This window comes from Winogradskyella luteola, assembly GCF_019203985.1.
Taxonomy (GTDB): domain Bacteria; phylum Bacteroidota; class Bacteroidia; order Flavobacteriales; family Flavobacteriaceae; genus Winogradskyella; species Winogradskyella luteola.
Genome location: NZ_JAGSPD010000009.1, coordinates 98,348 through 124,609 on the forward strand (window position 1 = coordinate 98,348; position 26,262 = coordinate 124,609).

General features: G+C 35.6%; 24 protein-coding genes. 7 read left to right on the forward strand and 17 right to left on the reverse strand.

The features are described 5' to 3' along the window. Positions 1-24 precede the first annotated feature (24 nt). Positions 25-894, reverse strand: coding sequence for an SDR family oxidoreductase (locus KCG49_RS11790; RefSeq protein WP_218546740.1), 870 nt, complete (start codon positions 892-894; stop codon positions 25-27). Beyond that, on the reverse strand, positions 891-1,703 hold the full coding sequence (locus tag KCG49_RS11795) for an alpha/beta hydrolase (RefSeq protein WP_218546742.1): 813 nt from the start codon (positions 1,701-1,703) through the stop codon (positions 891-893). The genes KCG49_RS11790 and KCG49_RS11795 overlap by 4 nt, the downstream gene beginning before the upstream one ends. 189 nt (positions 1,704-1,892) lie before the next feature. Between KCG49_RS11795 and KCG49_RS11800 the strand changes: the two genes are divergently transcribed. Together KCG49_RS11800 and KCG49_RS11805 are read left to right on the forward strand one after the other, a co-directional pair. Next, positions 1,893-4,877, forward strand: coding sequence for a ligand-binding sensor domain-containing protein (locus tag KCG49_RS11800; RefSeq protein WP_369680363.1), 2,985 nt, complete (start codon positions 1,893-1,895; stop codon positions 4,875-4,877). 119 nt (positions 4,878-4,996) lie between these two features. Beyond that, the gene (locus tag KCG49_RS11805; RefSeq protein ID WP_256259981.1) at positions 4,997-5,623 is read left to right on the forward strand and encodes a LuxR C-terminal-related transcriptional regulator; all 627 of its coding nucleotides are present in this window, start codon (positions 4,997-4,999) and stop codon (positions 5,621-5,623) included. A 335-nt stretch (positions 5,624-5,958) separates the two neighbouring features. Here KCG49_RS11805 and KCG49_RS11810 read toward each other — a convergent pair whose 3' ends face one another. After that, positions 5,959-6,489 carry a hypothetical protein gene (locus tag KCG49_RS11810; protein ID WP_218546746.1) on the reverse strand — a complete coding sequence of 177 codons (531 nt, stop codon included), beginning with the start codon at positions 6,487-6,489 and terminating at the stop codon, positions 5,959-5,961. Between the two features lie 103 nt (positions 6,490-6,592). Here KCG49_RS11810 and KCG49_RS11815 point away from each other — a divergent pair, with 103 nt between their 5' ends. After that, a complete protein-coding gene (locus tag KCG49_RS11815; protein ID WP_218546748.1) occupies positions 6,593-7,048 on the forward strand; it encodes an RNA methyltransferase in 456 nt (151 codons plus the stop codon). Here the strand turns inward: KCG49_RS11815 and KCG49_RS11820 are convergent. The 7 genes from KCG49_RS11820 to KCG49_RS11850 form a co-directional block, all read right to left on the reverse strand. After that, complete coding sequence (locus KCG49_RS11820) at positions 6,977-10,279, reverse strand: CHAT domain-containing protein (protein ID WP_218546750.1); 3,303 nt, start codon at positions 10,277-10,279, stop codon at positions 6,977-6,979. The two genes, KCG49_RS11815 and KCG49_RS11820, sit on opposite strands and share 72 nt — an antisense overlap. A gap of 17 nt (positions 10,280-10,296) precedes the next feature. Continuing rightward, a complete protein-coding gene (locus KCG49_RS11825) occupies positions 10,297-11,031 on the reverse strand; it encodes a tetratricopeptide repeat protein (RefSeq protein WP_218546752.1) in 735 nt (244 codons plus the stop codon). Positions 11,032-11,040: 9 nt separating this feature from the next. Then, positions 11,041-11,616 carry an RNA polymerase sigma factor gene (locus tag KCG49_RS11830; protein ID WP_218546753.1) on the reverse strand — a complete coding sequence of 192 codons (576 nt, stop codon included), beginning with the start codon at positions 11,614-11,616 and terminating at the stop codon, positions 11,041-11,043. Between the two features lie 134 nt (positions 11,617-11,750). After that, positions 11,751-12,002 (reverse strand): hypothetical protein, encoded by a 252-nt coding sequence (locus KCG49_RS11835; RefSeq protein ID WP_218546754.1) that lies wholly within the window; start codon positions 12,000-12,002, stop codon positions 11,751-11,753. A gap of 521 nt (positions 12,003-12,523) precedes the next feature. Next, the gene (locus KCG49_RS11840; protein ID WP_218546755.1) at positions 12,524-13,141 is read right to left on the reverse strand and encodes a hypothetical protein; all 618 of its coding nucleotides are present in this window, start codon (positions 13,139-13,141) and stop codon (positions 12,524-12,526) included. Between the two features lie 11 nt (positions 13,142-13,152). Continuing rightward, positions 13,153-14,769, reverse strand: a complete 1,617-nt coding sequence (locus KCG49_RS11845) for a hypothetical protein (RefSeq protein ID WP_218546756.1) — start codon at positions 14,767-14,769, stop codon at positions 13,153-13,155. 34 nt (positions 14,770-14,803) lie between these two features. Continuing rightward, positions 14,804-15,562, reverse strand: coding sequence for a hypothetical protein (locus tag KCG49_RS11850; protein WP_218546757.1), 759 nt, complete (start codon positions 15,560-15,562; stop codon positions 14,804-14,806). Between the two features lie 86 nt (positions 15,563-15,648). On the opposite strand from KCG49_RS11850, the gene era reads away from it, so the two are divergent. Next, a complete protein-coding gene (gene era, locus KCG49_RS11855; RefSeq protein ID WP_218546759.1) occupies positions 15,649-16,530 on the forward strand; it encodes a GTPase Era in 882 nt (293 codons plus the stop codon). On the opposite strand, the gene KCG49_RS11860 is transcribed toward era, so the two are convergent. Continuing rightward, entirely contained in the window at positions 16,531-17,052 is a 522-nt protein-coding gene (locus KCG49_RS11860) for a GTP-binding protein (RefSeq protein WP_218546761.1), read from the reverse strand. It lies immediately after the preceding gene. A gap of 194 nt (positions 17,053-17,246) precedes the next feature. Here KCG49_RS11860 and KCG49_RS11865 point away from each other — a divergent pair, with 194 nt between their 5' ends. From KCG49_RS11865 to KCG49_RS11875, 3 genes are all read left to right on the forward strand, one after another. After that, positions 17,247-18,845: a fibrinogen-like YCDxxxxGGGW domain-containing protein gene (locus KCG49_RS11865; protein ID WP_218546763.1), complete on the forward strand. Its 1,599-nt coding sequence runs from the start codon at positions 17,247-17,249 to the stop codon at positions 18,843-18,845. A gap of 66 nt (positions 18,846-18,911) precedes the next feature. Continuing rightward, positions 18,912-20,216 carry a ribosome biogenesis GTPase Der gene (gene der, locus KCG49_RS11870; protein ID WP_218546765.1) on the forward strand — a complete coding sequence of 435 codons (1,305 nt, stop codon included), beginning with the start codon at positions 18,912-18,914 and terminating at the stop codon, positions 20,214-20,216. Positions 20,217-20,232: 16 nt separating this feature from the next. After that, positions 20,233-22,671 carry a T9SS type B sorting domain-containing protein gene (locus tag KCG49_RS11875; protein ID WP_218546767.1) on the forward strand — a complete coding sequence of 813 codons (2,439 nt, stop codon included), beginning with the start codon at positions 20,233-20,235 and terminating at the stop codon, positions 22,669-22,671. Positions 22,672-22,731: 60 nt separating this feature from the next. Here the strand turns inward: KCG49_RS11875 and KCG49_RS11880 are convergent, their stop codons facing one another. From KCG49_RS11880 to KCG49_RS11905, 6 genes are all read right to left on the reverse strand, one after another. Beyond that, positions 22,732-23,364 carry a hypothetical protein gene (locus KCG49_RS11880; RefSeq protein WP_218546769.1) on the reverse strand — a complete coding sequence of 211 codons (633 nt, stop codon included), beginning with the start codon at positions 23,362-23,364 and terminating at the stop codon, positions 22,732-22,734. Positions 23,365-23,469: 105 nt separating this feature from the next. Further along, positions 23,470-23,970 carry a TPM domain-containing protein gene (locus KCG49_RS11885; RefSeq protein WP_218546771.1) on the reverse strand — a complete coding sequence of 167 codons (501 nt, stop codon included), beginning with the start codon at positions 23,968-23,970 and terminating at the stop codon, positions 23,470-23,472. A 77-nt stretch (positions 23,971-24,047) separates the two neighbouring features. Further along, complete coding sequence (locus KCG49_RS11890; protein WP_218546773.1) at positions 24,048-24,878, reverse strand: TPM domain-containing protein; 831 nt, start codon at positions 24,876-24,878, stop codon at positions 24,048-24,050. Continuing rightward, a complete protein-coding gene (locus tag KCG49_RS11895) occupies positions 24,878-25,315 on the reverse strand; it encodes a TPM domain-containing protein (RefSeq protein WP_218546775.1) in 438 nt (145 codons plus the stop codon). Before KCG49_RS11895 ends, KCG49_RS11890 begins: the two co-directional genes overlap by 1 nt. Before the next feature lie 11 nt (positions 25,316-25,326). After that, positions 25,327-25,920, reverse strand: coding sequence for a LemA family protein (locus KCG49_RS11900; protein ID WP_218546776.1), 594 nt, complete (start codon positions 25,918-25,920; stop codon positions 25,327-25,329). A 12-nt stretch (positions 25,921-25,932) separates the two neighbouring features. Continuing rightward, on the reverse strand, positions 25,933-26,262 hold the full coding sequence (locus KCG49_RS11905; protein ID WP_218546778.1) for a MerR family transcriptional regulator: 330 nt from the start codon (positions 26,260-26,262) through the stop codon (positions 25,933-25,935).

Genomic DNA, 26,262 nt, shown 5'->3' on the forward strand with positions numbered 1-26,262 from the left:
AATTTTTATTAATTTGATACCATTTTAGTTTTTCACCTTTGGCCCATCCCAATCCGTAATTTCAAAAGCTTCCAATAAACCTTGCCTAATCGGTTCGGTCACTTCATTTACGGTTTGCAGACCAAAATCTATCCCAACCACAGTGCGAATCGGTCGTTTGCCATGTGGCATATCAATCAAATTCTCAAAGGTCTTAACCACTAGCATTGGATCTGCATTTGGGTCTTCATAGATTGAACTAATTTGGCTAATAAGACCTTCACCAAAATCGTTAATATGTTGATACGCTTTGGCAATTTCTTCGTCTTCTGATGAGATAATACCGTTAATAAAATCTGTCGAAAAAGGACCCGGTTGCACTATTACCGTATCAATGCCCAAAGGCGACAACTCATAGCGCATGGTTTCGCTCAAGCATTCCAATCCCCATTTACTGGTATGGTAAAGGCCATAGCCAGGCAAACAGAAACGACCTGCAACAGATGTTACCTGAATAATAAGTCCGTCGTTTTGCGCACGCATTTTTGGCAGAACAGCTTTTGCTACTCTAAAGGTGCCGACGATGTTTAAATCCAACTGGTCTAAAAACTGTTGAGAGGAAAATGACTCAATAGGACCACCATAGCCACAACCTGCGTTGTTAATGAGCACATCCACTTGACCAATTTGCGAAACCCCTTTGCCAACACTCTCATCTGATGTGACATCGATTTCAACAACCTCTATGTTAAGGTTATTTGAGCTTGCATAATTTTTCAACTCTGATGCTTTATCAGCATTTTTTCCGTTAACATTTCGCATTGTGGCATATATGTGATGCCCTTTCTTTGCCAAATGCTTGGCAGCCATAAGTCCAAAGCCCGAACTGCAACCTGTGATTAGAATGTGTTTCATTTTTTTTTGTTAATCATTTGTTCTGAGATATATTTCATGCCATCATATAAACCTGAATAAGGCACATGACCTGCATTTTCATAAGTTTTGTATTGAAAATTTATGCGGTCTGCCAAGGCAGATTTCAATGTCTTTGAAGAATTAATGACGGATTGATGTATTTCTCCTTTTGGGTCTAATGGATCTGACAAGGAATTGGCGACAAATAACGTCTTACCCTTAAAGTTATCTTTATCCTTAAAGGCTTCGTCTGCCAATTCGGAAAAATAATCGTCCATATCTTTAAACCAGCCTGCACAAGTGCCAACGTAGTTATCGAATAATGTTGGTTTTGATAAAAACGCATACATTACAAATAGTCCGCTCAAAGACCTGCCACGTATGGTTCTAGTCTTGTTAGTACGATAGTTTTTGTCGATATGCGGAACCAATTCCTTTTCAAGGAACAGAAGGAAATTTTCAGCCTGTGGGTTTTTTACTTCATACGACGGTCTGCTCAAGGGCATCATATCCCTATCGCGATCTGTATTAGCTATGGCTACGATAATCGTTTCCATCTTTAGGTTACGGGTAACCGACCGTGCATCTATAAGGCTGATTTCCACTCCATCCAAAAGATATAAAACCGGATAATCCTTATTTGATGTTTCATAACCCTTGGGCAACGAAACAATCAATTTCCTATTCTCGTTCAATATTTTGGAAGCGACACTGTCCCTTTGACCAATCTTGACCATCACATCTTGCGAATACACAAAATTAGGAAGCAACATAATTAGACCTAGAGATAAAAGAACAGCGATTTTCATAATGGCTTGGATGGTCAAGGTTTTTAACAACAGCAAGGTAAGATGTTATATAAAGGCATTCAATCACATCTTAATGTGGTTTTAGCTCTTTTCATTTTGTATATTTGGTATTAGCTATTAATTAAAACCAATTTCTTGAGGTCATCCATACGTTTGCACTGCCTTTTGGTTAGCCTTTTCCTGTGTGTTGTGGCAACAACTATTTATGCGCAGAATCCATCTCAAATAGATGTATTAACTACAGAAGATGGCCTGTTGTTCCGTGATGTATCTAATACTGTTCAGGATAACAAAGGGCTACTATGGATTGGAACTTCACAAGGTCTTAATCGCTATGATGGTGACCATTTTAAAGCCTATACCAACGACCCGCAAAATCCGTTTTTTATTGAAGAGGATTTCATAAAATCCAATATGCTTTATGACGAGAAGGACAACTCCGTTTGGTTTATGGCGAACGATAAATTGTTTCAGCTTGAAATATCCACGGATTCCATTACTTCTTATAATGAGAACCATAAACTCAAAGGTCAGGTATTAGATATTATTAAAGCACCAGACAATTCTGTTTGGATCGTTACAGATGATTATTGGAATGTTGAAAAAGGGATCGCTAAACAATACCTTCAAAAGTTTGAAAATGGCACCTTTAAAGTTATGGTTTCTATGGATCGGTATAAACGTGGTTTTAATAAATTGACTACTGATGCCGAAGGTTTTATATGGTGGACAACCACAAGAGGTACAGGTAAATACACGGTTGAAGGCGAATTACTGGAAACTCACATCTTGGACACTTATAATTGGAATGGTGATGTCATCCATTATGTGCCTTATTTTTTTGATAGTAACAATACACATTACTACTTTCCTTCTTCACGAGGTGGTATAGCAGTTTACGATGCCGAAACCAAAACGTCTTCTATTGTCTTTGATACCGATGATATTATAAGACGTGCTATAGAAGATGATGAAGGAAATATATGGTTTGCTGGCGACGATACCTTGTTTCGAATGGATGTGAATAGGAATTTTACCGATTACACCTCCTTGCTCAAATCTAAAATGGACTACTCAACCATCAACAATCTGTTTTTGGATAAAAACGGATTGCTTTGGGTAGCAACAGACAACGGTTTGTTTAAGGTAAGAACACAAAAGCAATTGTTTTCAAACCTTTTTAAATCCGAAAAGGAAGGTTGGGGAAATTCTATTCGTGGCATTTTTGAGGATGCCGAAGGACGAATATTCTCCCTTTGCGAAAGCAATCATCAACTCTGGTTTAAAGCTAAAGATGGAACGGTAGATTCGCTCCCTTTAAAAACCACTTTAGGAAAACCCATCAATTTAATGTACGACACAAGCTTTTTGGTAACCAATGACGCCAAGACCAAAGTCTATGCCGTGGGAAAAGGCATCAATGAAATTGATTTAAAAACAGGAATTACAAAGGTGTATAGTCAATTCAGCAAAAACAATAAAATTTATGGTCCAAATGCGTTATTAAAACTGAAAGATGGACGCTTACTATTTGGTTACACCTTAGAATTACTTACCCTTTTCAACCCTAAAACAGAAGAAAGTCAAATTGTTTTTAAAAATCTCAACGAGCAAACTAATATTACAGATCTTCAATTTTTTGAAGAAAGTAAAGACCCAAATTGTGTTTGGGTTGGCACCAAGAACGACGGCGTTCTGAAAATAGACTTAAGCGGAACTATTCTGAAATCTTACAACATTAATACAATACCTCAGTTAGGCAAACACCATATCTTATGTATCAAAGAGGATAGCGATAAAAGTCTGTGGATAGGTAGCTATGGTGGTGGTTTGAATCATATTTCTGCGGACGGAAAGACCGTGAAAAACTATACGAAAATTCATGGTTTGCCAGACGACAATGTTGTTGGTATTCTGCAAGATGGTGAGGAAAAGCTTTGGGTCAGTACTTATAACAGTTTGGCATTGTACAATAAAACCACCAAGGAATTCCAAAATTTTTATACCGAAGATGGTTTGTCGCACAATGAGTTTAACTATTCATCTTTTTTTAAGGACAGTCAAGGCCTGTACTATTTTGGTGGCATGAATGGTGTTAACGTTTTTGATTCAGACGCCTTACAGGAATCCGTGAGACCACCAGATATACAATTCTTGGGGATTGAAGGTTATAACAGCCAAACGAAGAATTATTTTAAAACCGATTTTGCCCAAACCCAGTTTTCTAGATTGGAGGTTTCGCCTTATGATCAATATTTTGAGGTCAGTTGGCTTTTGCCAAGTTTTTTTCAGAATGAAAAAAATACGTTTAGTACCAACCTCGAAGGTTTTGAAGACCGATGGTTTTATCAGGGCAATGCTACATCCATTCGCTACAACCAATTGCCTGCTGGCGATTATGTGCTTAAGGTAAAAGGGAATGATTCTAGAGGAAACCAAAGTGCATCGGTATTGTCAATTCCGATTACCGTAAGACAGATTTTTTATAAACAATGGTGGTTTATCGTTTTGATGGTCTTGACCATTTCAGGATTGGTATATGCTGTGTTTAGATATCGTTTGCAACAAGCTCTGGCAATGGAGCGTTTGCGAACGAAAATCTCAAGTGATTTGCACGATCATGTAGGTTCATTACTTTCAGGATTGGCTATGCAAACCGAACTTTTGGAAGCAAATGCCAGTGAAGCTGATAAAACTAGGTTGCATAAAATAGCAGCCATAAGTAGAAATGCAGTATCACAAATGCGTGATTTGGTTTGGAGTATTGATAGCAGACGAGAAACTATAGCTGATTTAATAGAACGCATGAGAGAAATAGCTGAAGAATTGTTGTTGCCGAAAGATATTGTCTTTGAGATAGATACCACAGGCGTTAAAAATTTTGATAAAAAATTACCTGCACAAACCAAGCAAGATATTTTTCTCATTTTTAAAGAGGCGATCACTAATATTGTAAGACACTCTGATGCTGATTTAGTCGAAATCAATTTAACTAATAGTTCTAATGGTTGCCAACTTATTATTAAGGATAATGGCAGTAAAAAAGCGTCATATAAATCTTCTGGATTGGGCTTATCTAATATGCTAATGCGAGCCAAAAAACTTAAAGGAAAGCTAAATTTTAAGAACGATAATGGTTTTAAGGTTTACTTGGATTTACCCTTTAATATGTAATATCACATCTTAATGTGATTTGAAGTCATACATAATACCTTAACTTTACATCATAACTATTTTACGCTTTCAAACTGAAAGTGATGTTCAAAAGATTCTAGCTTTCTTGGAAAATAGATATGATACGATTAGCACTAATAGAAGATGATTTACTGATTCAAGAAAGCTTGAATGACTTTTTTAGCACACAAGAAAACACCGATTGTATGCTTACTTCGGCTTCTGTTGAGCATTTTTTGGAATCTATTTCAAATGTTGAACAGTATCCAGAGATTATCCTTTTGGATATCAATTTATTAGGTATTTCAGGTATTGAAGGCATTCCGTTGCTATTAGAAAGTCTGCCTAATGTAGATATCATTATGCTGACAACCTTTGAGGATAATGATAGTATTTTTAAAGCTTTGTGTGCTGGCGCATGTTCTTACCTATCCAAAAAGACATCGTTGAAAAAAATCCAGGAAGCTATTACCATTGTACATGCTGGTGGTTCGTATATGTCACCTTCGATAGCTCGGAAAATTGTTAATAAGTTTGCGCCTAATCGCAACAAAAAACAGCTATTGACTTCACGACAAAAAGATATTGTTAGTGGTATTGTAGCAGGTAAAAGCTATAAAATGATTGCAGATGATTTGTTTGTATCACTTGATACTGTACGTAGTCATATCAAGAATATTTATAAAAAATTAGAAATCAACAGCAAAGCTGAACTGATTAGAAAATCATATGACAATGAAATTTGATTATAGATTGATAAGAAATAGGATATTATACTCATAACCCGAAGGTCACTGGTTCGAGTCCAGTTCCCGATACTAATAAGTAAAGGGCTTCCAAGAAATTAGAGGCCCTTCTTTTTTATCTGGTATAGAATAAGTAATAGTCTTCCTTAATCTTTAGTAGAGGCTTAGTGTTAATTTAAACTTAGGTTAATACTTAGTTAAGTTGCTTTTTATTATTTCATCAAATACCTTCTTGTGTTATTATAAAAGTCATAATAATGGTTGGGGTGTTTTGATAATTTTACAGAAGCATTTCTTTGCTAACCTTTCAGTAGTATAACAGCTAGCTTTTTTGGTTACACCTGTTTCTTTTCAATGGCCTTTGTTTCCTTTTCTTTCATTTTCTTTTCTTCAGGTGGAATAATATACCTGTGATTATCATTGAAAAACTGCTGCCTCATAGCTTCCATACGTTTTATCATATCGTCCATATTAGGAAAACTTGATGGTGCCCCGTTAGAAAAGAAATCATCTTTAAAAAAATCATCCGAAAAGAACTGTTTCATAATAGAGTCATGTTCAGCAAATCCATTCATTCCTGGAGATTGAAACATAGAGAAACGCTTTTGCATCATGGATTGTACCTTGTTGAACATGCTGTCTTTAGCCATATCTTTTAGATTGCCAAAGGAAGACCGAGAATAAATAGAATCATAACGAATAATATTTCCATTCTCATCAACTTCCTTATTTACTTTCCAACTTTCTTTGGGTTGGTCGAGACTGTCTGATTGTGTTTCAGCTTTAGAAATTTCGTCTTTAGAACTTTGTGCATTACAGCCTGTAGCTAAAATTGCTACAAACAAAAAGAGCATTACTTTTTTCATTTTTACAATTTTAAATTAAACTATTATGTAATTGCAATTTCAAAAAAAATGCCAATTTTTATATTCGTAACATTTTGTCAGATAGTTTATTTTTGCTCCTAAGATGAATAATTTGACAAACGAATTTTTCGGTATAGGCATCCAAAATGGCAAGACACCAGAAAATCTTGGTGTACTTTGGCGTTCTGCTCAAAATCTTGGTGCCAGCTTTATTTTTACCATAGGCAACCGTTACTCTAAACAAGCTTGTGATACACATAATGCCGTAAAATCAATGCCATATTTTCATTATGATACTTTTGAAGATTTCTTCAATAACCTACCAAAGGGGGCAAGACTGGTGGGAGTTGAACTGACCGAAGAAGCCGAAAATTTAGAAAGCTTTCATCATCCTCGACGTTGTGTATACTTACTCGGAGCTGAAGACCATGGTTTATCTAAACAAGCCATACAAAAGAGCCACTTTTTGGTAAAGTTTAAATCACAGTTAAGTCTCAATGTCTCTGTTGCTGGCAGTATTGTTATGTACGATAGAGGACTTGCCAAGCCTAGATCGTGATTTTATTCTATTTCTAATAAAAAAGTATAAAGCCAAAAAGATAACAAGAATAAGTGTTGCCCAAACCCACCACAAATTATCTGGGGATAAATCTATTGGGCTAGAATCTCCAATTAAAACTAAACCTGCCCAATACTGAGGAGAACGTGTTCTTCCTTCTGCATTAGCAATGTAATCTAGTTTTGCTTTTTGTAGTGCTTCGTCTTTAGGTAATCCATTTTTAAGATAACCATAAAAATTATCGATAATCGTTGTACTGGATTGCTCATCAATTTTCCATAGACTTGTTAATATACTCTCGCTACCAGCATAGTTAAATGCGTGCGCCAAAGAAATCATACCTTCTCCAGATTGGTAAGAAGGTTTGCCAGTTTCGCAAGCTGTTAAAATCGCCAAGTTAGAAGATAGGTTTTGGTTATAGATTTCATAGGTATATAAAGAATTATCATCTGTTGCGGATTCATCATTTAAATTTTTGGCGAAAATGAGTCGAGATAACTCTGGCGATATATTATTGGATTCTGCATGCGTACCGATATGTATAATCTTATGCTCTTTTGCCTGAGAGGTGAAAACTTGTTTGGAAGCATTTTCGTTTATAAAAGATTCCCCGTTGAATAATCTGGAGTATTCACTGGCTAAATCTACAGTAAAAGGCTGTGGCAATAAGGTTAAATAAGTGCGATCAATGTTTAAGGAATCTGTAATTGATATTTTGTAGTTTTCTTTCATTTCACGATTAAACTCTGGTGCAAAAGCAATAAAATCATTAGAGTAATCAATGGTTTTTCTTTGTTCTTCTAATAGTAAGAGACTGTAGTTGTAAGATATAGTATGCATTGAGAGTAAACTGTTGGATGAAAATTCTTTTAAGGACTGGTTCTTTTTTCGGGTCATCATCTCAAAGCTAAGATTAAACAATTCACCATCTGGGATAATTATTACCCTTTTACTTACTACTTTGTCTTCTATTGGAAACCATAAACTATTATAAAGTTCATGGAGCGTATTGTTAATTTCATCTGTATTGGTTACATTATTATTTAATGAATTGATGAGTTCTGAAATTCCGTCGGAACTTAGCGCTACTAAACTGTTTTGGGTTTTGGAGTACACATAGGCGTACAATTTACCATCTATTTTTAAATAGCGAACTACAGTGGTTTCTGTTGGTAATTTAGATTGTAGCTGATTAATATCGGCTTCAATTTTAGCATAGCGCATCTTGTAATAATCCGGATAGGAAATTTTTAACGAATCAATAAAAATCTCCCAAGATTTTTCAGCTTTGAAAAAGGCATCAATTTTAGCATCCTTTTTTGAAAGGCTACTGGTCAGTTCTTTTTTCAATTCTTTTTCACGCTCAAAAATTGATTTCGGAATGTTTGCAAAATTTACATCAAACTTTAAACTTAATCGTGTTCTAATTTTGTTGTAAATACCAGCTTCGTGTAACTCTATTATTTTGCTGAGGTATGCCGGTTTTGAGGTTAGATTATAAAGCTCTAAATATAATAGTTTACCAAAGTCTGAAACGGTCTTGCTCTCGGAGAGTAATGTGGAAACATCATCAGCATCAAATGTTATTGCTTTTCTCTTTTCTAGAATTGTAAAGGCTTGGTTGAGTTTATGTGCCAATTTTAAAAGAAAATCTTCATCTCGTGATGATGTGGAATGGTATTTCGATTTTGCTTCAAAAAGTATAAATGTAGGTTGCCTAAATTCAACCTGTAGAGAATCCATTGCAAACGAAGCTTCTTTGATTCTGTTATCGAGATATGTATTTCCTTTTTCTGCCCACTCGTAAGCCTTTTGATAATCTTTAGCTAAAAAATAAATATTTGCAAGTGTCCCATATTCTTTTAATAAGGGAAAGTTATCATTGCCACCGTTTTCTCTAACATAATTATAGGATTTTTTTGCTGTGGCTACAGCCTTTTCCTTTTCTCCATTTTCAGCAAGAAATAGAGCATAATCTCTTAAGAAAATTAGATAAGCTCTACTGTATTCCGTTGGATAGACTTGGCTGTATAGCTCCTCGCTCTCTTCATAGATTCTTGTTGCAGTTAAAGCGTCTCCTTTTTCGGCATAAGCTCGTGCTTTTAACTGTAGAAACTCCGCTTCTAGAGAGGTGTATTTGTTAGATGAGCTTTTAAGCTGAGCTAATGCCTTGTTGATGCTTTCTATGCCTTTGTCTAAATCCTTAAGTTCAATTTCTGCCGTTGCAATCTGGTATAGTGCGGTAGCCAACCTTGGACTGGTAGGCTCATAGACCAATTTCTTTTTTTTGTAAGCATACGTTAACATATCGTAGGCTTTGGAAACAAAACCGATATCGTTGTAAAATGCCGCTAAATTTGAAAAGGCAGAAGACTGTAAACGTTCGGATTCTTGTACTAATTCTTCGTCTTTTGAATTGTCAATAATATTACTAAGGTTTTTTATAATATCTTTTTTCATTTCGATGGCTTCACCAACGTTTCCTGAATCGTCCAATACCAAAGCTAGGTTAAACTTAAACGCATTGATATAATATAGTTTGTCAAAACCTTTAAGTTCACTTTCTTCGGCAAATTTAATAGCCTTATTGAAAGCTATTTTAGCACTGTCTAGCTTGTTTAATGTCCAATAAGAAACAGCTATGCCATTGTGGGCATCGGATACCTTAGATTTTTTGGCATCTTTGGATTTTTCGTAAGCAGAGACAGCTTGTTTAAAATACCTTAGGGCATTGCTTAAATCATATAATGCGTAATAGTTACTACCAATGACGTAATTTATATGTCCCAGTTCCTTAGGCTTAACATCCGCTAACGACTCGGCATATTCCAATGCTTTTTTTGAGGCAATAACACAGTTGTCGTCATCTCCCAAATAAAGGTAAAGTTGATCCATACTCAAATAAGTTCTGAACAATGTTCTTTTATTAGGGGTAAGCGACTTTAAATTGTCAACAAATTTTTTGGCTTCCTTTACAGCATCGGTAGCGTTTTTTTTTTGAAGTGTTATTTTCCCAATGTACAGCGGATAATGATAAAGAGAGTCGTATAACTTTAAGCGCATTAATTGGTTTATTTGCGTGTTTAGCGCAGAATCAGCTTTTTTAATTTGATTTGCGTCTAAAAAGTTATCAATTTGTTCAAGTTTTAAGCTTGAATCTTGTTGCGCAAACAATGGTAGTGCAATGAAAAAATATAATATGTATAGACTATTTCGTAATGTCACAACCATGTTAAAAAGGTTTTTAGTTATTCTATTTTAGCTAATATTTCTTTGCTGTTTTCTGAAGATGATTTTTTAAGATTCACTTTAGCTTGCTTAGTATTTCCAGCTTTTAAATAGGCCAGTCCGAGGTAATAATGTGCATCGTTTTTTAATGCGAATTCAGGGTTTTTGGAAGCGTCCTCCAAAAAGGAAATAGCGATTTTCTCGTTTTTGCTAGCTAAATGTGCAACACCAATAAAATAATTTAAGGTATCACTTTGAGGCTTCAAATTTCTTAATGATTCCCATTTTGAGATTGCACCTTTGTAGTCGCCTTGTTTGTAATCTACCATAGCTTCATAGAACTCATAATTGTCGTTACTGCCCATTGTTGTCGGCAAACCTGGGTCTGGTGTAAAGTATTTAGCATACAAACGTTCATTAGAGCTACCACCGAAAAGCCAAAAACTTCCTAGACCTATAATTAAGATCGCAGCAACAGCGATTCTCTTCCAGTTGAATCTTCTAACTTTAGGTTGATTTACAACGGTTTTATCTTGATTGCTCGATAATTCATTATGAAACTCATCTAATTGTTCTTTCATGGTTTGGGTTTCTAAACCAGTTAAAACAATTTTTATGTCTTCAACTTTAGTTGCAAGATGGTTTTCATTTTTTAGTCTATTTTCAAATTCTAGCAAATCTTCGTTAGAAAGCTGACCATTAATGTAGGCTTCGATCTTTTCAAATTCTTCTTGTGAAATATCATTTATATCCATTGCTATTAACTATTTATTCAGGGCTATTTGTCTTAATTTTTGCATACAACGGTATTTTTTATTTCTGGTAGAAGCCGAATCTAAGGCTAATTCTTCTGCAATGAGATTCATGGGCTTTTTTTCAAAATAAAACTTACGTAGTAAGCGTTTACATGCGTCGCCTAAATCTTTAAAGGCTAGCATTACATCTTCTAATCGTTTGTCTTTTAAAATGTCATCATCTATACCGTTGTTTTCTTCATCTTTTATTTCAAAATGATGTAACTGGGATGCTACAATAGTTTTTTTAAAGCCTTGTGAACGAAGTACATCCATCCATTTGTTCTTTGCAATGGTGTAGAGATAACCATGTATTGACGATTCGCTTTTAGGTATAAATTTATTTTGCTTAATGTTCTGCCAAAGTGCTAAAAATGCTTCCTGATATACATCTTTTGCGTGTTCTTTTGTGCCGCTGTTTTTTAGAATCAGTGCTTCAATTTTTGGATAGTTACTTCTATAGATACTATTTAAAGTCTCAGAATCATTAGCCTTAATTGCACTAATAACTTGCAGTTTATGGTCGGTTTGGTATGCTTTCCTCATGTTAATAGCTAAACACAAGAAAGATACAATTAATTCATTTTTCTGCAAATAACCAGTCGTTAAATGACTTTATAAACGGATGAATGTAATTATTCACCTAAAAAATAGTCTTTGTATACTATATTTAAAATTCACTAATCTTCATTACCTACTACTACAGTTAATCTGGCTGTGCCTACACCGGCTTCGGCATTATCTATAGCTTCATCTAGATATATTAACGAACCAATTGCTGTACTTGTATTGGTATGGTAGACACCTGATGTATATTCAGTAAGATGGCTTGCGCCAGAACCAACATTATTATCTGTTGGTAAAACCGTATCTGGAGTCCAAGTATATGTTCTTCCAACATTCGATGGAATAGGATCTGGTTTATACTCCAAAATTTATAAGTGATAACTAATGGCATCTTCTACGGCATTAATCTCAAAATAGGTAACGATACCATAGCCTCCACCACCTTCCCGCCACCTATATTCAATATTTAAGGTTTGAATTATGACTTCTGGCTCTGTGGTAAAGAAGAATGTAGTTTGGGAAGTTCCACCATTTCCGTCTCTAGCCTCAACATAACCTTCGTAATTTGTCTCAGGTTCTAATCCTGAAAAACTGTAGCTTAGGGTCGTACCACCAGAAGCAATTTCTTGTATCTAGTATTATTGCATAAGTAACTTCATCGTTATCAGGATCCAAGGCTTCTGTCCAGCCAATCGTAGCACCATCAAATCTGGTCTCCGTTGTATTGGCCGAAAAAATTCAAGGATCATTGTTGTTCGGGTCATCGCTATTGGAACAGTTCATAACTGTAAGTATCTATAATACAATTAAGTAAATGTAATTTTTCATAATTATCTTATTTATAATTTGTTTTTTTAGTTAATGGGATGGTTATAAAATGTCATCATTATTTTTTTGAAAAAGCGTTTTTTCTGGCCCAGCCACCACCAATAACAATCAAAAGTATTCCTGCCCAACGCATCATATTAAATCCAGAGGATGGAGGTTCCATGTCAAACTCGAATACAGATTTCCCAAAGGCATCTTTATCGATTTTTATATTTTTGGCGTCTTGAGGTAGTTCTATAATATAAGTTTGCTGCAAATTACCCCCGTATTCTGGCGGACTGCTTACCAACATATATTTGTTATCTGCCAATTCCGTCAATTGCGCATTTTTTTGCTCGGTATCTACCATCCACTTACCGCGCTTATTTATCTCGCAAACTCCGTAAGCATTTAAACTAAGATTATAAGATCGGTTCATATCATCTTTCTCCAATTTAAAATCGTCGAGAAAGTATGCGGGCATACCACGTTCTATATCCCGTTTCAATGCAGAAGGGTTGTTACCATAATTACCATTCCAAATTTGCCATTCTTGTGCATTCATGGTCATGGATATATTGAGTTTTGCATTGCCAATAGAATCGATACGCATTTCTATTTTTTGTTGAGATTGGGCTGTGATCATTCCGCTGAATGGTAACGCAAATGACAGTATAAGTTTTGTTATTGTCTTCATGACCTTGAATTTTATTTTATGCTATTATAGACTTGATTTATGATACCTGAATTTTGATTGTACAAATAATCGGGTGCTCCCACGGCAACAATCCTAATGCCGTTTTGCTTCATCAGCGATTTACCAATCCAGTTAAAATTACCGTTAGCTGAATACGTTTGTCCTGCTAAAGTATTTCCATTAATTTGATATTGTACTTCCATCCCATAACCTGATAGGTATTGATTTACGGTTGCCATAGCCTGTTGCACATTAGAAACTGGTACATCATAAATTGTAACCGTTGTCATCTGATCTGGTGCAATAACCTGAGCTGTCATAATTGGCATTTGGGGAACTGGTCGCATCATGGTTTGCCATCCTGTTGGAATAGAGAAGGAAAGTGCATTGTTACTCGTACGGATACGATTATCAGGAATTCTTATATTATTATTCTTTGGGTTATTTGGTTGTACTTGTTGTCCTCCAGACCAAGAAGCTACAATTTCATCTACTTTTTTACGCATAAAATCATTATCCTTTAAGTCCATTGATGTTACACCTTGGGCATTGACATTGTGTATATCCACTAAAGTATATCTAGGGTCACCTGCTTGCGCACGTTGCATAAACTCTTGGAGTTGTTTTTGACCTTGTTTGTAGGCATCTTCAACACTGGAGATACCACCCATACCTTCGCCACCAATACCAGTGGCTTCAATAGCGTAATATTGTCCATTCATCCTAAAACCAGGATACGCATGGCCAGGTACCATATATATTATCGGATCAATCCCAGCGGAAGAAAGGACACTTGCATATAGACAACTAAGTTCTATACATAGTCCTGTGTTGCCTGTAATGACCTCGCGAGGTAAACGCACTTGCTGAACAATGCTCTGTACATCTTCGGTAGATTTTGGTATGCCTTTAGTGCCACTGTAGACCATGTGCGATTTTCGTGTAGCTTCATAAATGCCCGCCAAAAAACGAACGGCATCCTCAGGTTTACGAGTGATAGAAGCTGCTTCGCCTTTCAGTAATTTTTCCTGAAGGTTTTGAGTATAGTATTTTACCACAGGATCATTAGGGGTAACAAAGCAAGCAATAAGCGCATCGTTATCGTACATGTCTGCCCAAGAGCTAATTTCTTCAGATTTTATACCTGTATAGACATATTCATTTCGGTTGGTAAACTTAAAGGTGAAATCTTCTTCAATAATATCATCGTCTTCAGCACCGTCCCAAGAAATTTCAATTTCTGTTTTCTCAATGGATTCTGTAGTTTTTTCGGTTATGTCATTTTTGAACTTTGGATAACAAGGCACAACTAAGGTTTGTCCTGGGAACATCTCGCCAGAAACCGTAAGTTCTGTCCAATCAATATAATTAGGAATACGATATTTAACAGTTACATCCTCTAAAGTTTCAGATGAATTATTGGTGATTTTAGCCTTAAAGAGATAATATTTTCCGTCCATGGCATCAGGGTTTGCGTACACTCTATGCGCAGCAGGCATAATAAAAGAGGTTTTGTCAATACTAATGTCTATATCATCGGCATCACTCTGTTTTATGCCCATAAAGCTTAATGCAGTTAAGGCAAGTCCTATAACGCATATTGCTATAGGGATGGCTACTTTTTTCATAATTTAGATGTTGTTTTTAGAGTTCTTTTTTGTTTTAAGGTACATTAGGATTGTTGTCATCAGGGTCTCTTAAGATGTCAAAACCATCCATGTCGTTATCTACAATACCGCCACTTTCGTTGACGTAAAGCTGAAAATTTATAGGTAAAAAGGTATTGGCAACTTGGGTATCATATTCGGCTTCTGGTGCAGTTGTAACGGAGGTAGTGATAAAAGTAGAACCAGCTGTATAAGTGGTAATTACCCAAACCTGTGCTATCCTTCCGTTAAAGCGAAGCATTCTTGCATTAAATTCCATAGGAATAGTCGCAAAGACTTGTTGCTTAAATTCAGAACATAATACTTCTGGAGTGCCATTAAATTCGTAAAACGCAAAAAGATTATTGATCTCATTAGCAATAAAATTTTGTGAAGGTATCTGTTGGCCAATAGCTGTGCTAGATGGAATCCACCGAAATAAAACAGCATTATCGTCTCTAAAAACATTAACACCTATAGTTTGAGTTTGCGGATCTGTAAGTTCAAAAGCCGTAAATCCTTGTGGAATTGTAAACCCTAATAAGGGCTGTAAACTATGAATAAACTGTTGTCCAGGATTTTGTATAACAGGAACCTGGGATAAACCAGTCGGTCTCGCATTTGCAAAATCCCAATAAAGACCGGTATAGCCAACTGCGTTATCACAGCTAGACTGACGATTGCTTATATCTTGCTCATTGTTATCGTCTTCAGAAGAACATGACAACATAGTAATAGTAAAAATTAAGAGCATTAAGATTCTGTTGGATTTCATAAATAAGAGTTTTGGTTATTTCCCTTATATCGAAAAGGTTTTGTAATGTCATCATTTAAACTATTACCTTTGTAAAAAAATAGTGAATGCATAAGGCAGGTTTTGTAAATATTATTGGTAATCCCAATGTTGGTAAATCAACATTGATGAATGCGTTTATTGGCGAAAAACTATCTATTATAACATCTAAAGCGCAAACAACGAGACATCGCATTTTAGGTATTGTTAACGGAGATGATTTTCAAGTGGTGTTGTCTGATACACCAGGGATTATAAAGCCAGCTTATGAGCTTCAAACTTCTATGATGGATTTTGTGAAATCTGCCTTTGAAGATGCCGATGTTTTAATTTATATGGTAGAAATCGGTGAAAAGGAATTAAAGGATGAAGCGTTTTTCAAGAAAATCACAAATTCTAAAATTCCTGTTTTACTATTATTGAATAAAATAGATAATTCTAACCAAGAACAACTTGAAGCTCAGGCTGAACTTTGGCAACAAAAAGTGCCCAATGCTGAGTTTTACCCCATATCTGCACTAAAAGGATTTAATGTTCAGAATGTATTTAATAGGATTATAGAATTACTTCCAGAATCTCCGCCTTTTTATCCTAAAGATCAGTTAACCGATAAACCAGAACGTTTTTTTGTTAACGAAGCTATTAGGGAAAAGATCTTAATGCACTACAAAAAAGAGATCCCTTATGCCGTAGAAGTTGATACTGAAGAATTTTTTGAAGAAGAAAATATTATTAGGATGCGCTCTGTAATTATGGTTGAGCGCGAAACCCAAAAAGGTATCATTATTGGTCACAAGGGTTCTGCACTAAAACGTGTGGGTGTTGAAGCTCGAAAAGATTTAGAGAAGTTTTTTGGCAAACAAGTGCACTTAGAACTGTATGTTAAAGTAAACAAAAATTGGAGAAGCGACCAAAGGCAACTGAAGCGTTTTGGCTATAACCAAAAATAGTTAAGACATAGCGCTAATATCTTTGTTACGTAATGTATCTCTCATAAAATGGTGCAACTCGTGCATCTGTCCCATGCCAGCCTTTTTGCCCAAACGCCCACTAAAATATAAAGCAAACCAAATAACTATCATTAAGATGGTTAAAAACAATTGAATGGCATAACTACTTTCTAAAGACCAATTTACATAAGCCCAAATAGCAAACCCTATAAAAAGAGCGGCGACTATAAAGTGAAAAAACATAAACATTGTCCACACCGTAGGGTTTGGTCCAAAAAGGCCATAAATGGTACTTCTATCGTTTTTTTCATAATCTTCATTAATTTCAAGATGTAGTTGTGGAGACCAAAAATGTTGTTTGTCTTTTGGGATTTTAATAAATACATGATCATCGACTCGGGTTACTATAAAATCTGACTGCTTTTTACCCTCACTTTCAAATAGAGATAATAGCGATTCATTATCATGGTTGACATTGAATTTAAATCGCGGTCTTAAAACTATATCATTGCTTACGATCATAGGCACTAATTTAATAAACTTTATTTAAGCTATAGGTCGGTGCTTCACACAAAGGTGTATTTTATTCGATGTTTATTGGTTTTTCTCTGTAATAAGCTCTATTGATTTAAATTTTAGACCATTAGTAAATATATTCGTTGAACTAATTTGTAGCTTTTTTCTTTAGTACTATTTTTGCCCCAAAATTGCTTCAAATGAAAAATTACATATTCTTATTGGCATTATTTGTAATAGGAGGTATAACAGCGCAAGTTGGTGTAGGTACAACGACACCAGATCCTTCTGCTGCTTTAGACATTGATGTAAATAATGCTGGATTACTGATACCGAGACTAACTACTGAACAAAGAAATACAATTCAAAATCCAGCTGACGGATTGTTAATTGTCAATACTACTTTGGAGGCATTTCAATATCATTATGATGGAACTTGGTTTACCTTAAGCTCTTCGCAAGACTGTGGTTTTGCTAATTTCCCAAATTCTTTTGATGTGTTTATGGACAAAGGAACATCAGAAAGCATAGAAACCCGTTTGCAGCAAACGGTGGGTTCACCAGGTAATCTTACCACTGCTTTGGTATTTGCTGATGCTGGCTTTGATATTAGTGTAAACAGTATCACTCCCAATGGTGCAACTGTAGCACAAGCTCCAAATACCACCACACAAGCCATTACATTTACTCTAGATAATTCCTCTACAGCTACGGTAGGTGATACGGGTCAAGCTATATTTCAAATTGTATCAGATTGTGGCGAAGTTGCTTTTGTTACTGTGAATATAAATATAACAGGATGCGAGTTTTCTACTATTGATAATGAAGGTTTGGTACAATATGTTACAAAACCAGCTTCTGGTTCGGTACCTGTTAATTTTAGCTTTTCTATGGTACAGGAAGGTACAAATCCAGGCAATGTGAGTATGGCCTACACTACTGCTACTCTTTCGGGAATAACGGAAGTGGGTAGTCCAGCATCTGTATCGTATGGGGGCACTATAAATTTTGATTTGGATGTGCCTAGCACAGTAAATTCAGGTACCTATGAATATGAGTTGACATTTACCTCCGATTGTGCTTTTACCGTTGCGAAGAATATTCAAGTCATAGTTGAAGCTGATCCAAGAGATTGTAAGCAAATTAAGACTGAAAATCCTTCTGCTACTGATGGTGTGTATCAGATTGATCCAGATGGAGTTGGTGGATTGAATCCGTTTGATTGTTACTGTGATATGACTACTGATGGAGGAGGTTGGACGATGGTAATGAATTACGTGCAGCAAGGTAACCCAAGTTGGTCTACAAGAAATGCATCACTACCACTTCTAAATACGGAGAGTTTAACAAGACTTCCTAATGGGGATGTAGATACCAGTGTAAATCATAATGAAGGTGGAAGTGGTACTTTTTGGGGTCATGCAGGCATAACTATTATGGGTAAGTTTGATTTTAGCGAAGTTCGTTTTTATGGGGAATCTTCTATGCATACCAGAATTTTACATTTTAAACACGAGCAAGAAGAAATGGTCGATTACTTTAAGACAGGTGTTGGACAGGTCAATATTCCAGATCTAAGGAATAATTTCTCTGCCTTTACAGATCATACTGCAGGATTACCCTTTTTAGCAACCAACGGGCAAAGTAATCGTGGAGATTTATCAATGATAAATGGTCCATTTGGTAATAACAACGGTGGAGACAGACGTCAATGGCAAATAACCAATAATTACCGAATGGATAGTAACGGTCTAAATAATGCATTGCATACCACAATTCATCGCGTTTGGATTAGATAACTATATTATTAGCTCTTATAGTTGGCTATGAGGTTAATTTCGTAACTTTGTAGCCAATTTTTTTGTATGGGAAACATTGTAGCAATTGTCGGGAGACCTAATGTTGGTAAATCAACTTTTTTTAATCGCTTAATTAAAAGGAGGGAGGCTATTGTTGATGCCGTTAGTGGTGTCACTAGAGATCGTCACTATGGTAAAACCGATTGGAATGGAAGAGAATTTTCCTTAATTGATACCGGAGGTTATGTCGTTGGGAGTGATGATATATTTGAAGCCGAAATCGATAAGCAGGTTGAACTGGCCATAGATGAAGCAGATGCCATTGTGTTTATGGTAGATGTTGAGACTGGCATTACTGGTATGGATCAAGATGTGGCTAATTTACTTCGTAAGGTAGAAAAACCAGTGTTTTTGGTAGTTAACAAAGTAGATAATAACAAGCGTGCCGAAGATGCTGTTGAATTTTATTCCCTTGGATTGGGAGACTATTTTACTATTGCAAGTATTAACGGAAGTGGTACTGGGGATTTGTTAGATGCTGTTGTTGATGCATTGCCAGAAAAAGAAGAAGTAGAAGAACAGCAGCTGCCACGTTTTGCTGTAGTGGGACGACCAAATGCAGGAAAATCGTCATTCATTAATGCACTTATAGGAGAAGAGCGCTACATTGTAACAGACATTGCTGGTACAACAAGAGATGCTATAGATACTAAATACAATCGTTTTGGTTTTGAATTTAATTTGGTGGACACAGCTGGTATTCGTCGCAAATCTAAAGTAAAGGAAGACCTAGAGTTTTATTCCGTAATGCGAAGCGTAAGAGCTATAGAGCATAGTGATGTATGTCTTTTGGTAATTGATGCTACACGTGGTTTCGATGGGCAAGTACAGAATATCTTTTGGCTAGCGGAACGTAACAGAAAAGGTATTGTAATCTTAGTAAATAAATGGGATTTGGTAGAAAAAGAAACCAAAACCGCAAAGGAATTTGAAAAACATATCAGAAAGGAAATTGCACCCTTTACCGATGTACCAATTATCTTTATTTCTGTATTAAATAAGCAACGCATCTTTAAAGCTATTGAAACTGCTGTTGAGGTCTATAAAAATAGAACGAAACGTATTAAAACAAGTGTGCTAAATGATGTGTTACTACCAATAATTGAGCATAATCCACCACCAGCATATAAAGGTAAATATGTTAAGATTAAGTACATTATGCAATTGCCAACACCACAGCCACAATTTGCATTTTTCTGCAACTTACCACAATATATCAAAGAGCCTTACAAACGTTTTTTAGAAAACCAGTTAAGAAATCATTTTGATTTTCATGGTGTGCCAGTTAGTGTGTACATGCGGAAAAAGTAGTATTTTTATAACTGCTATGTTAAAGTTAAGACTACATATATTTTATTTGGTCTGTATTTTCGTGGGGTACTTGGGTTTGGCTCAAAGCCCACCCAATATATCTGCAACAGGAAATCAGTTGTATTGCGGAGAGTCGCCTATGCCAATTGTTACAGATGTATCCATATCAAATTCCTCTGGTAATAATATGCTAGACGAAGTTTTTGTGCAGATAGCAACGGGTTACACAGTTGGTTTTGATATCTTATCATTAAGTGGCGATCATCCAGATATTTCGACATCTTGGTCTATTGGTGAAGGCTTACTAACTCTTATTGGTCCAGCTAGTACGGATGCTTTTGAAGATGCTATAAGAGCTATTAGGTTTCAAACCAATGCTAGCAATTTTACCCAAGACAAATTTTTTTCGATAAATTTAGGTAATGCTAACTTTCTTCCTGTTACAGGGCATTATTATATCTATGTTGCTGATGATGGTATAACTTGGACCCAGGCCAGACAAGAAGCATCAGAACAAACCTATTTTGGCCTACAGGGCTATTTGGCTACAATCACTACAGAGGAAGAAGTACAGTTGACAGGAGAACAAGCCTTGGGTACTGGTTGGATTGGTGGATCTGACCAGGCCGTTGAAGGTATTTGGAGATGGGAAACTGGCCCTGAAGCAGGACAAGTGTTTTGGGAAGGGTTGGCAAATGGAAGTGCACCAGATGGAATGTTTGCATTTTGGAATACGGGCGAGCCCAACAGTTCTGGTGATGAAGATTATGCGCATATTACCGCACCTAATATAGGTATTTTAGGATCTTGGAATGATTTACCAGATCAAGGAAATGAAGATCCAGATAGTGATTACCATCCAAAAGGCTATGTTGTTGAATTTGGAGGTATGTCTGGTGATCCCAATATCAATGTGTCAGCTAGTGTAGCTATAGTAATGCCAAAAACCAATATTTCTAAAAACAGTTTGTGTGGCGAAGGCACAGCACAAATTGATTTGATAACCAATACGGACGATGTACTGTGGTATGAAACTTCTACATCAACAGAAGTCATTAATACAGGCCTTTCATACGAAAGCTTTATAGATACCAGTACAACCTATTATGTATTGCCTTTATTTTCTGGTTGTACAGATGGCAACAGAATTCCTATAACGGTAGATGTATTTGAATTACCAGTGGCTAACGATGTTACAATTATACAATGTGACGATGAAGAAGTAGATGGCATTTCAACTTTTAATCTTAATAATTATACGGATGATATTATTAGGGACGAGCTAGGGCAAGTAAACCCAAATTGGAATATTACATTTTATGAGGATGAAAACCTTACAGTCCCAATTAATGGTGGTAATTATATAAACACAAGTAATTTTCAAGTTGTTTATGTTCAGGTTTTTGATGAGCTTACAAATTGTTTAAGTACGTCTGAAGTAACTTTACAAGTCAATACTTCTAATGGTATTGTTGCCAATCTCGAAGTGTGTGACGACTTTATTGTTGATGGTTTTGTTTTTTTTGATTTAACCGAAGCAGATAATCAAATACTTGATAGTGCGCCTGTCAATGCTACTATTCAATATTATGTAACTTATAACGAAGCCTTATTAAGAATTAATGAGATTACAGAAGACTATTTTAACGAAGTTGCCTATAATCAAACGGTATATGCAAGAGTGGATATTGATAACACATGTTACTCTATCAATCCAGTCAATTTAACAGTAAAAGAGCTGCCTAATGTAACACAATATGAGGAGGTCTATTATTGTCTCAATAGTTTTCCAGAATCCATTACTTTAGATGGTGGAATTATTAATGACATTCCCAATAATTATGCTTATGATTGGTCAACAGGTGACACAACAATACATATAGATGTCAATGAAATAGGAACTTATGAGGTCTTTGTAACCAGACCTACAGGCTGTGCCAATAGGAGAACGATTGTTGTTAAACCATCGAGTACAGCTACAATTGAAACAATTGAAGTAGCGGACATATCCGATAACAACACAATTACAGTTTTGGTTTCTGGTGAAGGGGAATACGTTTATGCACTTAATAATGAAAATGGCATCTACCAAGAGTCCAATACTTTCGAAAATGTTTTACCTGGAATACACACGGTTTATGTAAAAGATATAAAAGCAGACTGTGGTATTGTTTCTGAAGTGATCTCTGTATTAGGTTTCCCTAAGTTTTTTACCCCAAATGGAGATATGGTAAATGATACTTGGCAAATCTTAGGGTTTTCAACTCAGTTTCCAGTAACTGCCAGAGTTGAGATTTTTAACCGTTATGGTAAAATTATCACAATACTCACAGAGAATAATCAAAAATGGGATGGTAAGTACAATGGTAAATTATTGCCTACTGACGACTATTGGTTTATAGCCACACTTTTAGATGGTAGAACAATTAAAGGTCATTTTACGTTAAAACGTTAGTTTTATCCTATTACTTTGCAATAATTAATAAGAGCTATTCTTTTCTTAAACAAGTTCTAATTATAATGAGTTGTTTACTGTAACCTTTTTCCCTTTTATTTTAGATAATATGGTCCATGTACTATCTCGTAATACTTTATAATTCCAATCAAAACTATTTGCACTGATATTATAAAAAGTGATTTTCCAATTTAACGACTCATCGTGCATTACTATTTCTTCTGAAGAGCTATTATAATTGGCTTGCCAAATAGGGGACATCGTGTTTTTTCTATTATCTAGCCAAATACATTGCCATTTTTCTAACTGAGGATTAAACAATCTCATATTAATTCCGTTGAAATCTCTGCCAAGAGTGATTGTGTTATTGGTACTATCTGTAACTTTTTCCGTCCATGTATCTTCAATAGCATAGCCATCTAATGTATATTTAAATACCCATTTGGCCTTACTTTTATGCCAAGTTGAGTCTGGTAATAAATCGTAGGATGTACAATCCCATTGTCCTACTAATTGACCAAATTGAAGCGTTTCTGGCGGAGCATTTGGGTTGAGCTCACCAAAAGTAATTTCGTTTTTGGTTTCGGTTGTTGCGTCGTGAGAGTTTGAAGTTTTCTTCTGAATAAATAGTACGTAGCATAGCACTGATAAGGTCAGTAGAAATAAGGTTGCAAAAATAGGTTTTGATTTCATTTAGAAATAGTTTTCAACAAGTAACTCATAAAACTTATAAATAGGGTAAGCATTTACAATTATTAACTTTTGGAGAAATTGAAAATTTGAAAAGTAAACTTTCCATTAATCCCAAAGTACAAATAATGAATCCAGAGCTTTCTTAGTGCCAGTATAATAATCTTCAGTTTTTAAATTGGGTAAGATGATGCGCTCAATAATTACTTTACACTCATAATCCGAAATTGTTTTTTCTGTTCCTAGACCTGTTGTTATGGCAACTTTTCTGTCATGTTTAGAAATTGTGATCAATAAACCATTATTTTTTTCTTTTGTACCAATTCCCCAAGATTCTGCAACTTTAGTACTGAAATATTGAATATCCATATTCCCCGGAATTGAATCTAAAGTTAAAATCGCAGCTTGGTTTGTGGTATGGTTTTCATATTGAACTATTGTTTTTACCAATGAATCATGTTCAATTGGGGAGAATAAATTTGAAGTATCATAAACAACACTTTGATTAGTATTTATAGGAATATAAGATGGAGTAGTAGAAGTGTTAGTTTTTTTACAGCCAAAACAAAAAACCAAAATAATGACAGGAAAGCACAACAGATTTTTCATTTTATATTTTTGGTTTGAAATTTAAAACTTAGAATTTTAAAAGCTACATATCGCCAATTGAATGCTCAAAACTAAAATCACCATCCGCCTGAAGCTCCACCACCTCCAAAGCTTCCACCGCCGAAGCCGCCACCAAAACCACCTCCGCCAAAACTTCCACCACCAGAACTACCGCCAAAGCCACCAGAAGATGATCCTCTAGAATAACTACCTCTTCCCATGTTGCTTAGAATGATAGCTTCAAGAATACTTTTAGCGCTATCGGAACGATTGCCGCGATTTCCACCTTTTCCACCTCCTCTTCGGCTTTTGGAAATGGCTATGATAAAAATGATAAAAATGATGAATAAGAAAAACAAGATTCCAAAAGGAAAGTTAGTGCCATTACTCTGTCGTGAACCTTGATATTCTCCAGTCATAACTTCAAATATGGCATCAGTTGCACGATTCAACCCTCCATAGTAATCATTGCGTTTAAAATAGGGAATTATATCTCTATTGATAATCCGTTTGCTCATGGCATCAGTAAGTAAATGCTCAACGCCTTTGCCTGTGTTAATGCCAATCTTTCGATCGTCTTTAGCAAGCAGTATAAAAATGCCATTGTCTTTGTCGGCTTGACCAATACCCCATTTTTCTGCCCATTGCGCACCTAGATAATTGATGTATTCTCCGTTTGTAGAGCTTATGGTTGCGATTACAATTTGTGTTGATGTTGTATCTGAATATCGTATAAGTTTTTGCTCTAAGCTGTTTTTTTGAGATGGAGACAACAAGCCAATTTCATCATAAACACTTGTTTGTTCTTTTGGTACAGGAGGAATTTTATATTGTGCATAGACACTTAATGTGCCTGCTAGAAAAAGTATAAGGCTTAACTTAAAAATTATATGTCGTATACCTTGCATCAGCCTTTAGAAATTGTGTTGTCTAATTCATCCCTATCTCCATGGCGCCAAGGGAAATGTTTAGATAGTACATTGCCAGCTTCTTCAATTCCGTCGATAATACCCTGCTTAAAATTACCAGACTTGAATTGCAGAGCGATTTTATCGCGCGTAGAATTCCAAAAATCGCCATCGACTTTGTTGTTGATGCCTTGATCTCCGAAAATCACAAAAGCTTTGTTATCGACCGCAACATAGATGAGTACACCATTTTGCTGTTTGGTATTGTCCATTTTGAGAATATAAAATATATCGAGCGCACGTTCGTATACATCGATGTCGCACTGCTGTTCTATATGTACGCGAATTTCGCCCGAAGTCTCAAGCTCGGCATTACGTATGGCTGCAACGATTTCCTGTTCTTCTGCTGTTGTAAGGAAATCTTCAATATGTGGCATGCTGCAATTTATTAAAAATTGAATTCTACGTCAGGTGCATTTTCGCTTCCAGCGTCCGCTTTATAATAACCCATTTCATCGAAACCTAAAATACCGGCTATAAGTTTGTTGGGAAAAGTTCTAACATGGTTATTATAAGGCTCAACAGCTTGGTTAAAACGATCTCTTGCAATATTGATTCGGTTTTCTGTACCTTCTAGTTGACTTTGCAGTTCAATGAAATTTTGATTGGCTTTCAATTCTGGATAGCGTTCAACTGTGACCAGTAAACGTGATAGTGCACTACTCAATCCACTTTGGGCTTGTTGAAATCTTGCTAGATTTTCAGCATTCAAATCTTCTGTGTTACTAATGTTTATTTCTGGTTTTGACGCTTCTGCACGTGCTTTGATTACAGCTTCTAGTGTGCCTTTTTCAAAATCTGCGGCACCTTGTACAGTTTTAACTAGATTACCAATGAGATCATTACGTCTTTGATAACTACTTTCAACATTAGACCATGATTTCTTTGCAGATTCTTCAAGCTCAACAGCTTTATTGTTTACATTCATTCCCCAGAATGCTGCTAATAATATGAGAATAATTGGAATTATCCATTTTTTCATAATAAGTTGGTTTTAAAGTTGTGTTTTTATTTTAATAAGTTGTGCTTTAATACTTTCGAGTTTTTCTATAATTTCAAACTTTTCCAAGGATTGTTTCTTTTCTTCCTTTAAATGGGTTTTTGCACCTTCTAAGGTAAAACCACGCTCCTTGACTAAATGATAAATAAACTTAAGATTCTTAATGTCCTCTGGCGTAAATTTTCGGTTGCCCTTGGTATTCTTTTTTGGTTTAATAACGTCAAACTCCTTTTCCCAAAAACGAATTAAGGATGCGTTGACGTTAAAAGCCTTGGCAACTTCACCAATGCCGTAATAGCGCTTATCGGGTAATTCTATTTGCAT